Genomic DNA, 12825 nt, shown 5'->3' on the forward strand with positions numbered 1-12825 from the left:
CCGTATTGAGCGGTGCTTCGCCAAGCTCAAATGCTCGCGCCGCCTCGCAACCCGATACGACAAAACCTCAGCAAGCTATCTCGGCTTCATACATATCGCCGCCGCCCGCCTCTGGACCAATAAGTTTGTCAACAGGGCCTAAGTAACCGCTTCGATTGCGTGATCGGTGGTGACAGCATCGGCAAGGGACCCGACGGTCGGCACATAGCCAAGCCCTCCCCCGAACCACTTTTCAAGGCGCGTGAGTGCTGTGGCGGCGGACGCATGGTCTTCATAGGCGACAGCAGCTACGATATGAGAGCTGCGCGAGCGGCAAATGTGCCAGTCGTCGCAGCGTGCTATGGCTATTGCGACAAGTCCCGTGAAGAACTCGGCGCGGACGCTGCGATTGATTCGCTAGCTCAATTGGTGGACGCGCTCGAGCAGCTGTGATTGCACGCCCTGCCCTTACGGCACGGCGGATCGGCGCGCATACGGTTGCAACCGCCACCCGAAAGTGCCACTTCGCCATGGCAATTGACCTTTACGTAAACGAAAAAGCAGGAGCAGCCCCATGAGCATCGACTTCAAGGACAAGGTAGCCATCGTCACCGGCGCAGGCGGCGGCCTGGGCCGCGAGTACGCACTCGAACTCGCCCGCCGCGGTGCGAAGGTCGTGGTGAACGATCTTGGTGGTTCGCGCGACGGTACCGGGCATTCGGACATGGCTCTGCAGGTCGTCGAGGAAATCGAAAAGGCCGGCGGTGAAGCTGTTTCCAATGGCGGCAGCGTCACCGAATTCGAACAGATGGAAAAGATGGTCGCCGACGCCAAGCAGAAATGGGGCGGCGTTCACATCGTCATCAACAACGCCGGCGTCCTGCGCGACAAGACCTTCGCGAAGATGACGATGGATGATTTCGAATTCGTGGTCGACGTACACCTGAACGGTTCTGCCAATGTAACCAAGGCGGCTTGGGAAACCATGCGCGAGCAGGCCTATGGCCGCGTGCTGATGACCGCCTCATCGACCGGACTGTTCGGCAACTTCGGCCAGGCGAACTACGGTGCTGCCAAGCTAGGCCTTGCAGGCCTCACCAAGACGCTCCAGCTCGAAGGCGCGAAATACAATATCAAGGTCAACACGATCTCGCCCGTGGCAGGGACGCGTATGACCGAAGATCTGTTCCCCGAAGAGGCCTTCAAGCTGTTCGACCCAGTGAACGTGGTTCCGGCCGCGCTCTTCCTCGTCAGCGAAGACGCACCCACCAACGCCATCGTCGGTGCAGGTGCCGGCGGCTTCCACTCGGCATGGACCGTGATGAACGACGCCGTCTGGCTGAAGGACGAAGAGCGGACGGTTGAAGGCTTCGCTGCCAACTGGGACAAGATCAGCGAATTCTCCAACCTCAAGGCGCCGCAGTCCGGCAGCGAGCAGTCGGGTAATATCCTTACTGCCATGCAGAAAGTAACCGGCACGGGCCCCGCCTCCGCCCGCGGCTGAGCACGGCAAAAGGGAATAATGCCCCCGGTTCATGCCTTGAACCGGGGGTTTTTCTCGCCTTCGCGCGACCGTATTGACGTATTAATACACTAGGACTATCTTTTCTCGATTATCAACGGGGAGAGATGGCAATGTATAGCCAGGAAGACCTGAATTCGGCAGTGGCCGCAGGCGCGATCAGCGCCGATGCCGCCAGTGCCCTGCGTGCACATGTCGCCGCATCGCGCGACGCAATGCCCGCCGATGCGGAGCATTTCCGCCTCATCACCGGCTTCAACGACATCTTCGTCAGCATCGGGGTTGTAATCCTGCTCATGGCTATGGGTGCCATCGGCGATGCCATCTGGAGCAATCAGGATGGCCCCTCGCCCGTAAGTGGCCTGCTTGTCGCTGGTACCGCCTGGATGCTGGCCGAGTTCTTCACCGCCAAGAAGCGTATGGCGCTTCCCAGCATCCTCTTGCTGCTCGGGTTCGTGGGCGGTCTATTCTTCGGACTCCTCGGGCTTGCTGTCACGATCGCCGGTATCGATAGCGGCCAAGGCAATGAAACCCTGGCGACGCTGCTCATCGCAGCATCCGGGCTTCTGACTGCCGGTGCAGCCTGGTTGCACTGGAAACGCTTCATGGTGCCGATCACAATTGCCGCAGGTGCAGCGGCTATCGCGGGCACCGTTATCGCATTGATCATCGCAGCGGTCGGTCCGAATAACCCTGATATCGAAACGATTATCCTCGGCCTCGTCTTCGTCGCGGGCCTGGCGGTCTTCGCTTTCGCAATGCGCTGGGACATCAGCGACCCGCGTCGCGAAACGCGCCGGAGCGATGTAGCCTTCTGGCTCCACCTGCTTGCCGCTCCCGCTATCGCGCATCCGATCTTCGCCCTGATCGGCGTTACCGAGGGTGACAATATCGGGGCGGGCGCAGCTTTGGCGGTACTCGGCGTCTATATCGTCTTCGGCATCGTGGCGCTGGCGGTCGATCGCCGCGCGTTACTTGTTTCGGCACTGGCCTACGTATTGATCGCCCTGACCTTCCTGTTCCGGGAATTCGGAGCGGTGGAACTCAATTTCGCCCTAACCGCGCTGGTCATCGGTTCAGCCCTGCTTACGCTGAGCGCGCTATGGACCCCGATCCGCCGCAACGTGGTTAAAGGGTTGCCCGGTAATATGCAGGCCCGGCTTCCAGCCACCGCCTGACAATCGGACCACCGAGAGAAGGGCTCGTCCGGAAGGACGGGCCCTTTTTCGTTTCAATCTATCGCCTTCAGCAACCGGCGCTCGATGGGCGCCATGACTCCCGCCAGCGCGTGACCGCGCTTGAGCACCTGCCCGTGTTCGCCGAATAGCGTCCACATACCCTGCTTACCGCGGAGTGAAGGCCGCTTCTCGACCCGCGCCTGTGGCCGCTCCGCATGTCGCACAAAGGCCGCGAACGTCGCAGCATCCTTCGTGAAATCCATGGCATAATCGCGCCACTGTCCGGCTGCGACCATCCGCCCATAAACGTCGAGTATCTTTGTCAGTTCTTCACGCGTGAAGCCGACCTGTTCGGGTTTGCGACCGGGAAAGGCTACGACAGTCGCGCCGCCGGGCTGCACCATCAATCGTTGGTTCCGTTACGCTTGGTCGAAGCGGATTCACGTTCCTCGCGCAGGGTATCGAGTTCGTTGCGCAGCGCTTTTAATTCGGCTTCCAGCTTTTCCACGCAGTCGCGGCTGGGCACACACGGATCGTCGCAAGGGGTCCCATAGGGCAGGAACTCCTTCACCCAGTCCTCGGCAGGAACCAGCGTGCTGCGCGCCTTGAGACCGATCATCGTCGCACCTTCAGGGACTTCATCGGTCACTACGGCATTGGCGCCAATTCGCGCACGGCGTCCCACGGTGATCGGGCCGATAACCTGTGCGCCCGAACCGATGATGACATCGTCGCCGATTGTGGGGTGCCGCTTGCCGCCCTGTCCATTGGTGGGATTGGTCCCGCCGAGCGTCACACATTGGTAGATGGTGACATTATCGCCAATCTCGGCTGTCTCGCCGATAACGGTAAAGCCGTGATCGATGAAAAAGTTGCGGCCAATCCTGGCACCCGGATGAATGTCGATCCCTGTGACCATCCTGCTCCAGTGGTTCACGAGCCGGGCAAGGAAAAAGAGGTCCGCTTCGAACAGCCAGTGGGCGACGCGGTGATATGCCAGCGCCCAGACGCCGGGATAAAGCAGCACCTCCCAACGGGTGCGGGGCGCAGGATCGCGCGCCTTGATCGAGTCCAGATAGGCGATCAGCCGTTCGAACATGGCCGCAATCCTCTCACTTGTCGCAAATCAAAGCAAGCGCGCCTGTTCTGGACCCTCCACGGCCTCCAGCGCATCGCGCCAGATGGACATGGTGGCAGGCTGCTTGCGTTCAAGGCTGAGCCGGTCGATTTCGGCAACGATCCGCTCGATTGCTGCATAGCTGCGCTCCATCCGGGGGACCAGATAGGCAGGCGCGCCCTCACCCAATGCGAGCCCTCGCTGCATGGCATGGCTTAACATCAATTTGGCAGCCATTTCGTCGCCGGGGGGGCCGATTTCGAGCTGAAGCGCAGCGCCCATACGGCTTCTCAGATCGGGCAACGATATCTCCCACCCTTCGCCGCTTACCGTAAGGAGCAAGGGGTAACCGTCTTCCCGCGCACGATTCCAGGCGTGAAAAATTTCCGTTTCGTCCCTGGTGTCGGCATCGTCGATTGCTCCGCCGCCCGTATGGGACGCAAACCAGCTGGCAAACAGAGACTTGCCCGAACGCGATGGACCGTCGAGAATTGCAGTACCGAACGGCCAGTCATGCGATGCGGCAAGCGCCTCGACCACCTGCAGATTGCCTTCTCCCACTACGATACTGGCGGGCTCCTGAGGCCCAAGATGGGAGAGGGGAAGCGCGATTTGCGTCATAACAACCAGCTTGCGCGGCGCTTAGCGGCTGATCAAGAGCGCGGTCGCTCCCTGCTGTACCGTAAAGCCCTGGGCGCGGAGTGCCTCGGCAAGGCTGCCGATCGATCCGGAATAACTTACAGTCATGACGGAAGTGCCGCCGATAGCTGTCGAGCGCACCCCGGTAGAGCGTACACCCGGAGTACCGCGAACATCGGCCAGAATTGCGCCGAAGGCCGTTGCATCCGGCGACTGGAACTGGACCGTATAGAGAGCGACCGAGCCCTCGGGCGGTGGCCGGTTGATCGGCGCGGCGCTAATGGCACCATCGCTCGCCTCTGTCGGCTCGAGGGCGGCTTCCTCGCGTCTCTGATCCTGCGCGCGAAGCTGACGGCCGAGGTCGACAAGCCGCTGGATCGCGGGATTGAGATCGCCGGTTTTCACGTTGAGCGTGGGATCGGGCCTGATCGTGCCCTCCGCCAAGGCCGCCTGGAACATTGCATCGAAGCGCCGCACCGCGCTTGCGAGCATCGCTGGCAACTGTGCGGAATTTTCGGCACGCATGGTAAAGCTATCGAGAAATTCGCTGTCGGGGCCATGCCGTGCAGTAAACGTGCCTTCGATAGGTCCGCCGGGATAGGTGTAGCGCAGTTTCGCAATCGGGACCAACACGTCCGCCGCGCCGAATTCGTCGAGAATATTGTTCCACCACACCCGACTGCGCCGCGTGGTTTGGCCAAAAGTGAGCAAAAGCGATTCGCCGCCCGATCCTTGCGGACGAACATAGTTCACGCGACTTTGCCCCGTCTGGAACTCGGCCCAGGCGCGCTGCCAGTCGTTGCGCTGTTCGAACATGAGCTGTGTACCGCCTGAAACGGTCACCGGAAGGAGGAGCATCGGCGCACTGCGCGCAGCCCCCCCTTCATCGCCCAGATAGGCCGCCGCACGCTCGCGGTCGAAAACCACGCCTAACGTGGCAACGTAGCGTTTGGGACCGAGGCGCTCCTGTTCGATAACGATAGCGGACACCAGTCCGGTGATGCGTGATTCGGGCAGATCGGGCCCATCGAGTCTTTCCCACGCCTTGACCTGTGCTTCGAGCCAAGCCTCTTGGCGCGCCTCGATGCCGCTATCGGCGCGCACATCTACCTCGATACCCGAAACCTGAATATCGCGCGATGCTGCAACCGGTGCAATTCCGCGTTCACCCCCGACTTGCGCTTGCGCAAACCAGCCAGCTCCGCCTGCCAGCGCAAGACCGGTAGCGGCAAGGGCGATTCGGTTGCGCCGGCTGAGGGGGAAAAACGTCCGCATGGGTACTTGCTGCGCCTTTTGCCCAAAGCATTCGGGAAATCCAAGCAGGAATGCTGGAAATTACAGGCAAATTGCGCAAAGGCGCTTGGATGAGCAGTGACACGCCTTCTTATACCTATGAACAAGCCGGGGTTTCGATCGATGCGGGCAACAGGCTCGTCAAGGCGATCGGCCCGCTGGTCAAAGCCACCATGCGTCCGGGTGCAGACGGCGAAATCGGCGGTTTTGGTGGATTTTTCGATCCCAAAGCCGCGGGATACAAGGATCCGCTTCTGGTCGCCGGCAACGATGGCGTGGGCACCAAGCTAAAGCTCGCCATAGATACCGACCGTCACGATACAGTAGGGATCGACCTTGTCGCCATGTGCGTCAACGACCTTATCGTTCAGGGCGCGGAGCCGCTGTTCTTCCTGGACTATTTCGCGACGGGCAAGCTGGAGAATGGCGTTGCCGAGCGTGTGATCGCGGGGATCGCGGAAGGTTGCAAACAGGCCGGATGCGCGTTGATCGGTGGCGAGACGGCGGAAATGCCCGGCATGTATGCCGGTGGGGATTACGATCTTGCCGGCTTCTGCGTCGGGGCGGTCGAACGCGGCGAACAATTGACCGGCAAAAGTGTTGCCTCTGGTCATGTCCTGCTTGGTCTCGCCAGCTCGGGCGTTCATTCGAACGGCTTTTCCCTTGTGCGCCGTCTTGCAGAAGACAAAAGCTGGAAGCTCGATCGTCCCGCCCTGTTCGATCGGGACCGGCTTCTCGTGGAGACCCTGCTCGAACCTACCCGCATCTACGTGAAGACCCTGCTTCCCCTCGTTCGCGACGGCCTGATCGACGCCATGGCCCATATCACTGGCGGAGGATTGCTGGAGAACATTCCGCGGGTACTGCCGCAAGGCGCACATGCCGAAGTCGATGCCGATGGCTGGAGCCAACCCGGGCTCATGGCCTTCCTGCAGGCGCAGGGAAATATCGAACCGGGCGAGATGGCGCGCACCTTCAACTGCGGTGTCGGCATGGTGCTGGCAGTCGCGCCGTCCAAGGTCGAACTCGTCCGCAGCCGTCTCGAGGAGGCCGGCGAGGAAGTTCTGGCAGTTGGACGAATAGTGGGCGGAGATAAAGGCTGTACGGTCCGAGGCTCGCAGGGAACTTGGTCTGCACGCGAGGACTGGAAGGCAGTCCATCTTGGCTGACAAGGCGAAGATTGCGGTCTTCATTTCCGGGCGCGGCAGCAACATGGCCGCGCTGCTCTATGCCTCACAGCTGCCTGATTCGCCTTACGAAGTGGTATTGGTCGCAGCGAACGATCCAGAAGCACAGGGACTTGAGCTGGCCGCAGCGGAAGGGGTCCTTACTTTCGCTCTGTCACACAAGGGGTTGGGGCGCGCCGAACACGACGCTGCGATGGAACAGGCCGCGCGAGACGCAGGAGCGGACTATATCGCTCTTGCAGGTTACATGCGCATCCTGACCGAACGGTTCGTCGAAAACTGGCAGGGGCGGATGCTCAACATCCATCCCTCACTGCTGCCGAAATATCCCGGATTGGACACTCACCAGCGTGCGATCGACGCTGGCGACCGTCACGGCGGGGTATCTGTCCATCTCGTCACGTCCGAGCTCGATGCCGGCGAAGTGCTTGGACAGATACGCGTGAAAATCCGGGATGGCGAAACTCCCGGCAGTCTGGCCGAACGTGTCCGTTTTGCAGAACATCAGCTCTACCCGCGCGTGTTAGGCGATTATGTTCGCCGGGAAAGCGATCCGTCCTATTTGCTGGACAAGATTCGCGAACTCGCGCTTGCCTTGCCGCAGACGCATGAACGCGAAAGTCACGGTACACCGGGCTGGCGCGCCGGAAGCGAGAAATCGGGCAAGTACTTCGCCTATTTCAGCGACAGGCATCATGGCAGCGACTACACCGCCTTGCTGGTCAAGACGAGTGGCATGGACGAGCTTCTGGACCTCGTCGAAGCGCAGCCGCAGACCTATTTCAAGCCTGCCTATTACGGTGCCAGCGGGTGGATCGGGCTCATCCTCAATCGCCCTGAACTGGACTGGGAACATGTCGGCGAATGGCTTGAACGAAGCTGGCGCAGCGTCGCACCGAAGTCTGCGACAAAACTCATGAATGTGGCGGACGAATTCTGATGGGACGCCTGACACCCTATATCTTCTTCCTCCTTGCGATTCTTGCGTTCGTCATGATCGCGCTCCAGCCGGACGACAGTTGGCAGACCGAGGAAGTAGATATGCTCGACGCAGTGCTGATCACTGCTGGCGTGCTCATCGGCGCGCACCTGCTGCGCAAACTGGGCCAGACCCTTTATACGCGCTGGAAAGACCGGCGGCATTGATCCCGCCCCGCCCGCATCCGTTCGCCCGTTCGGCAATGGCAGAGCGGGCCAACCGGCTGATTTCCGAAGTGTGGGCACGAGGTTGGGACGAAAAACCCAGACTCGAGCCGGACTATATCTGGAGAGCCGGCAGCAAAGGATATTCGCCTGAAGACGAAAGTTCGATTCGCAGCGAAGAGGAAGTTGTCGATTTCCGGCTGAGACTCGAGCGATTATGTGCCTCTCTCATCGAAGAGGCACAGCTCAATGCGCTCGGCCATACCATGGCGTATGGCCAGTTGAAGAACGCGGTTCGCAAGCGCCACGCGCTGGGCAGGTTGTGGTGGGAAAAACCGGAGCTTGGCCGGACGCCGATCGCCGCGCCTATCATCGTGTTGGGACAGATGCGAAGCGGTACGACACGCTTGCAACGCCTGATTGCTGCCGATCCGCGCCATGCGGGAACACGTTTTTGCGATAGCCATGACCCCGTGCCAGCCACGCCCGATCTGCGTCCAATCAAGGCATGGGCAGCCTTGTTCATGGCACGCAGAATCAACCCCTGGCTGGACACGCTCCACCCCTTTGGCCCCACCCGTACCGACGAGGAAATCGGCTGGTTAAGCGCAGCGCTTTCCCCGACGGCCTTCGAGGCACAGTGGCATATTCCTTCCTTCCTTGCGTTCAGCGAGGCGCGAGACGCTGGGCCCCTCTATCGCGAATTCGTCCGAATTCTACGAACCGATGCCGCATTTCGCGGTAATGCGCATATGCCGCGCGTGCTCAAATGCCCGCAATTCGCGGAAGATGGCGAAGCTCTGCTCGCGGAGTTTCCTGATGCGCGGGTAGTGCGCAGTTATCGCGATGCGCAGGATGTGCTGGCCAGTAGCGTATCGATGGTCGCAAGTCAGATGGCTTTTCAGAGCGACCGTCACGACCTGGCCGCGCTGGAGAACGAATGGGCACGCAAAATGAAACTTCGCGACCAACGGATGGACGAAGCGCTATCCGCTTTCGACGGCACGACCGCTGATGTCCGTTTCACCGAACTTGGACGCGACTGGCGCGGAACCATGGCGGCCACCTATGAAAAACTCGATATGGGATTCAACACGGCCGCAGAGCGCGCGATGACAAGAGAACAGACGCGTTCCCGAAGTGGCTCGCACGCGCATCACAGCAAGATAATGAAAGAATTTCTGGCCTAAAGGCAGTCGGGCCCAGTGTTCTCCGAGCGTGTGATCTCGATGCTCGAAATCAGCGGGCCGTCAAAGCCAATCCGCCACATGCTCGGCCCGCCGACATCGGGCGAATCGCTCTGAACGCTGCCTCGGACGAGAAGCTCCCCATCGTGGTGGATCATATCGTCGATATTGATTTTAGGTCTGCTGACACCTCCGCGGAAAGCGCGGTCTCTTTCGACGAAAGCATCGAAGCCCCGGGTACGCCACCCCATTACCTTCGACACGACAACATCTTCTGTCACGAGCCTGGCGGCGCGCTGATAGTCGAGTGCGTTAAGAGCTTCTGCCATTTCGCGCACCTTCGCTTCGCGCGCAGCGCGGGGGCGTTTGAGAAGGAGCGAGCCAAAAACCATAACGGGCGCATGCTTAGCAAAACATGCGCCCGTCTAATAACACATTTGTTTCTTGCGGAGACTTTTCGAAGAAATCTGTTCTCCGCCAGATAATCAGCCGACGATTTCGTCTTCGGCGAAGAAGAATTCGATTTCGGTCTTGGCGTTCTCGTCGCTGTCCGAACCGTGGACCGAATTGGCTTCGATCGATTCTGCATAGGTCTTGCGGATGGTGCCTTCGTCGGCATCCGCCGGATTGGTAGCGCCCATCACGTCGCGATTGCGTTTTACAGCGTCTTCACCCTCGAGAACCTGCACGACAACCGGCCCAGAGATCATGAAATCGACCAGTTCACCAAAGAAGGGGCGTTCCTTGTGGACTGCGTAGAAGCCTTCGGCCTGTTCCCTGGTCATGTGGATGCGCTTCGAAGCGACGACGCGCAGGCCGGCATCTTCGAGCATCTTCGTAACCGCGCCAGTCAGGTTGCGGCGAGTGGCATCGGGCTTGATGATCGAAAAGGTGCGGGTAACCGCCATGATATGTATTCCTTGCGAAGAATTTGCTGGGGGAGAGAGTTCTCGCGCGCGCCCCTAGCGTCCGTCGCGAGCGGGGGCAAGAATTACTCGAAGCCGCGGGCGACGCTGAGCTGAGCCTCGGTCATGCTCCCCTCCTTCGTCACGCTGAGTGTAAAACTGATCCCGTCCTCGCGATTTTCGCCACCAAGGGTGGTCGCGTTTGTACCGTCGATCTCCACTTCCGGGTCGATTCCGGCTTCGAGCGCTTGTTCGCGATAGTATTCCACGACCTGCGCTCGTTCGTCGGACGTGGTGAAATCCAGTGTCACAAAGGTACCCTCGCCGTGATCAACCCGCGTTGTGCCGGTGACTTGCGCGCCGGGATACAGCAGGAAGGGCTCAGGCAGGTCGGGCGGGACATCCTTGCCCGCGCGCATCGTGGTGGTTACTCCGTCCGCATCGGTATGCGTAGCGCGAACTTCGCCACTTGCGGGATCGATATCGTAGGAGCCGACCGGCTCGATATTATCGCCCCCATTCTTATCTGCGTTGCCAATATTGTCGGCACTATTGCAGGCAGAGAGGAGGAGAGCAGATAGCCAGAGGCTGGAAAGCGTGCGTCTCATACCCGTTCGACGGGCGAAGTCACGGCAAGTTCCTGAAAGCTCAACGACCTTCGCGCCAACCGCCCTCCGGGGTTTGCTTGAATATACGGTTGTCGATGCCGTCGCGTGCAGCAAGCTCACGCCAGAGATCCCGCGCAGCGTCGGCTGCCTCCGCGTCGAAAAGCAGCATCGCACGATCGAAGGTGCCGACTTCCTCGCGCCATCGCCCATCGGCTAAGATGACTATTCGCGCTTCATTCGGTGCAGAGCAGTAATCCGAAATCAGTATCGGCTGGCAGGCAGCGTGGGGGTCGTCCACAGCCCCGTTGGCGAGAAAGCTGGTGCCGCCTTGCTCCCACATGACCTGTGAAAGACGCTCGCGCAGAACTTCGTCAGCGGCCACTACCAGCAATCGCTCGCCCGCTTGCATTACCTTGCGGGCGAGCTTGGTTACCGTCACATCCACCGGATCGCGGCTTAACTGGTAGAAGTCGACGCGGATTGAAATGGCCCTTTCGACTAAGAATGATCGCTTGCCTCGCTGCGCCTTAGCGCGGCTTTGGTTCAGCTTTCAGCGGTATCCGCAACCAGCCGGTCGATGAGGCGCACTCCATAGCCCGTCGCACCCTTGTCCCATGTGCGACCCTGCTTTTCGGACCATGCCATGCCGGCGATATCGATATGAGCCCAAGGCGTACCATCGGCGATGAAACGCTGGAGGAATTGCGCGGCGGTGATCGAACCGGCCCCCTTGCCGCCGATATTCTTCATATCGGCGATTGGGCTATCGATCAGCTTGTCATACGCCTTGTCGAGCGGCATCCGCCAGACCTTGTCGCCCACAGCTTCTCCCGCTTCGGCGAGATCTTTGGAGAGCTTGTCGTCGTTCGAAAAAAGGCCGGCATATTCATGGCCCAGCGAAACGATGATCGCTCCGGTTAGCGTGGCGAAATCCACGATTCGCGAAGGTTTGAATTCCACCTGCGTCCAATGCAGCGCATCTGCCAGGACAAGGCGGCCTTCGGCGTCGGTATTGAGTATTTCGATGGTCTGGCCGCTCATCGATTTGACCACGTCGCCGGGACGCTGTGCGTTGCCGTCGGGCATGTTCTCCACCAGGCCCATCACACCGACGACATTGGCCTTGGCCTTGCGCTTGACCAGCGCGAGCATGCCGCCCGCGACTGCTCCCGCTCCACCCATATCCCATTTCATATCTTCCATGCCCGGTCCCGGCTTGATCGAGATGCCCCCGGTATCGAAGGTCACCCCTTTACCGACGAAGGCAATCGGAGCCTCGCCACCGCCGCCGTTCCAGCGGATGGCGAGGATGCGGGAATCACGCGAGGATCCCTGCCCGACCCCGAGAAGCGAGCCCATGCCGAGCTTTTCCATCTCGGCTTCGTCCAGAACGATCAGTTCCGCGCCGGTCCCTTCGAAGCGTTCTTGGCAGCGCTCCACGAAGCTCTCGGGATAAAGGATGTTTGCCGGTTCGGTGACCAGCTCACGAGTGAATTCGACGCCTTCCGCAAGCGCGGCTCCGTCCGCCCAGGCTGCTTCCATGCCTTGGGGCGCTCCGACCACGGTAACGCCTTCGAGCGTAATCTTCTGATCGTCCTTCATCTTCGTGCGATAGACGTCGTAGCGCCAGTTACGCAGGCGGAGACCGAGGAGGACATGCGCTACTTCGACAGCGGAAAGATCGCTTTCCGATAGGTCGAGTACGAGGTTCTTGTCGCCGCTCGACTGGTATTTGCCAGCCAGAGCTGCGCCGGCCTTTTCCAGATTTGCAAACCGCGCCTCGTCGTTCCGGTCGCCCGCACCGGCCAGCGCAAGGCGCGCAACTTCGCCCGCTTCTTCCACGAAGCCATCGAAGGTCTGTCCGACATTGCCCTTGAAACGGGCTGCCTGCGCTCCAGCGCGCATCGCTGCATTTGTGGCGGCAGGAAGCTTGCCCTTGTCTACCACATGCGCAATGAGACGCGCGCCTTGCGGACGGGACTGGCTAAACTGGATGTGCATGGGTTCTCCCGAATTCTCTGATGGCCGGCATACGCCTCGATGGTGGGCATCCCGGATGAACGCGAT

General features: G+C 60.3%; 16 protein-coding genes and 1 pseudogene. 8 read left to right on the plus strand and 9 right to left on the minus strand.

The window, feature by feature from the left end:
* From AC13CE_RS02465 to AC13CE_RS02480, 4 genes and pseudogenes are all read left to right on the plus strand, one after another.
* Positions 1-142 (plus strand): transposase (locus AC13CE_RS02465; protein ID WP_482971412.1); only part of this gene is annotated, 142 nt, incomplete at its 5' end.
* Between the two features lie 5 nt (positions 143-147).
* Positions 148-432, plus strand: a pseudogene (locus AC13CE_RS02470) (HAD family hydrolase); the annotation flags it as partial.
* A 121-nt stretch (positions 433-553) separates the two neighbouring features.
* Positions 554-1483 (plus strand): SDR family NAD(P)-dependent oxidoreductase, encoded by a 930-nt coding sequence (locus tag AC13CE_RS02475; protein ID WP_221539201.1) that lies wholly within the window; start codon positions 554-556, stop codon positions 1481-1483.
* A 131-nt stretch (positions 1484-1614) separates the two neighbouring features.
* Positions 1615-2679: a hypothetical protein gene (locus AC13CE_RS02480; RefSeq protein ID WP_482971413.1), complete on the plus strand. Its 1065-nt coding sequence runs from the start codon at positions 1615-1617 to the stop codon at positions 2677-2679.
* A 53-nt stretch (positions 2680-2732) separates the two neighbouring features.
* Here the strand turns inward: AC13CE_RS02480 and AC13CE_RS02485 are convergent, their stop codons facing one another.
* Genes AC13CE_RS02485 through AC13CE_RS02500 form a run of 4 tightly spaced genes read right to left on the minus strand, consistent with a single transcriptional unit; the run spans position 2733 to position 5710 of the window.
* The gene (locus AC13CE_RS02485) at positions 2733-3083 is read right to left on the minus strand and encodes a DUF2794 domain-containing protein (protein ID WP_482971365.1); all 351 of its coding nucleotides are present in this window, start codon (positions 3081-3083) and stop codon (positions 2733-2735) included.
* The gene (epsC, locus tag AC13CE_RS02490) at positions 3083-3778 is read right to left on the minus strand and encodes a serine O-acetyltransferase EpsC (protein ID WP_482971366.1); all 696 of its coding nucleotides are present in this window, start codon (positions 3776-3778) and stop codon (positions 3083-3085) included. Before epsC ends, AC13CE_RS02485 begins: the two co-directional genes overlap by 1 nt.
* Positions 3779-3805: 27 nt before the next feature.
* A complete protein-coding gene (locus AC13CE_RS02495) occupies positions 3806-4417 on the minus strand; it encodes an HdaA/DnaA family protein (RefSeq protein WP_482971367.1) in 612 nt (203 codons plus the stop codon).
* A 21-nt stretch (positions 4418-4438) separates the two neighbouring features.
* Entirely contained in the window at positions 4439-5710 is a 1272-nt protein-coding gene (locus AC13CE_RS02500; RefSeq protein ID WP_482971368.1) for a heavy-metal-associated domain-containing protein, read from the minus strand.
* 89 nt (positions 5711-5799) lie between these two features.
* Here AC13CE_RS02500 and purM point away from each other — a divergent pair, with 89 nt between their 5' ends.
* The 4 genes from purM to AC13CE_RS02520 are packed head-to-tail and all read left to right on the plus strand — an operon-like array spanning position 5800 to position 9248.
* Positions 5800-6897 (plus strand): phosphoribosylformylglycinamidine cyclo-ligase, encoded by a 1098-nt coding sequence (gene purM / locus AC13CE_RS02505; protein WP_482971414.1) that lies wholly within the window; start codon positions 5800-5802, stop codon positions 6895-6897.
* Positions 6890-7855 carry a phosphoribosylglycinamide formyltransferase gene (purN, locus tag AC13CE_RS02510; protein ID WP_482971369.1) on the plus strand — a complete coding sequence of 322 codons (966 nt, stop codon included), beginning with the start codon at positions 6890-6892 and terminating at the stop codon, positions 7853-7855. The genes purM and purN overlap by 8 nt, the downstream gene beginning before the upstream one ends.
* A complete protein-coding gene (locus AC13CE_RS02515; RefSeq protein ID WP_221539214.1) occupies positions 7855-8061 on the plus strand; it encodes a hypothetical protein in 207 nt (68 codons plus the stop codon). The genes purN and AC13CE_RS02515 overlap by 1 nt, the downstream gene beginning before the upstream one ends.
* On the plus strand, positions 8058-9248 hold the full coding sequence (locus AC13CE_RS02520; protein WP_482971370.1) for a sulfotransferase: 1191 nt from the start codon (positions 8058-8060) through the stop codon (positions 9246-9248). The genes AC13CE_RS02515 and AC13CE_RS02520 overlap by 4 nt, the downstream gene beginning before the upstream one ends.
* On the opposite strand, the gene AC13CE_RS02525 is transcribed toward AC13CE_RS02520, so the two are convergent.
* From AC13CE_RS02525 to AC13CE_RS02545, 5 genes are all read right to left on the minus strand, one after another.
* Positions 9245-9574, minus strand: a complete 330-nt coding sequence (locus AC13CE_RS02525) for a nuclear transport factor 2 family protein (RefSeq protein ID WP_221539218.1) — start codon at positions 9572-9574, stop codon at positions 9245-9247. The genes AC13CE_RS02520 and AC13CE_RS02525 overlap by 4 nt on opposite strands.
* A 156-nt stretch (positions 9575-9730) precedes the next feature.
* A complete protein-coding gene (ndk, locus tag AC13CE_RS02530; protein WP_473821388.1) occupies positions 9731-10153 on the minus strand; it encodes a nucleoside-diphosphate kinase in 423 nt (140 codons plus the stop codon).
* A gap of 83 nt (positions 10154-10236) precedes the next feature.
* Complete coding sequence (locus tag AC13CE_RS02535) at positions 10237-10758, minus strand: hypothetical protein (protein ID WP_482971371.1); 522 nt, start codon at positions 10756-10758, stop codon at positions 10237-10239.
* Between the two features lie 40 nt (positions 10759-10798).
* Entirely contained in the window at positions 10799-11305 is a 507-nt protein-coding gene (locus AC13CE_RS02540) for a DNA polymerase III subunit chi (protein WP_482971415.1), read from the minus strand.
* Positions 11302-12759 (minus strand): leucyl aminopeptidase, encoded by a 1458-nt coding sequence (locus AC13CE_RS02545; protein ID WP_482971372.1) that lies wholly within the window; start codon positions 12757-12759, stop codon positions 11302-11304. The genes AC13CE_RS02540 and AC13CE_RS02545 overlap by 4 nt, the downstream gene beginning before the upstream one ends.
* Positions 12760-12825: the final 66 nt, after the last annotated feature.

It is taken from the genome of Qipengyuania sp. B-5, assembly GCF_056857815.1.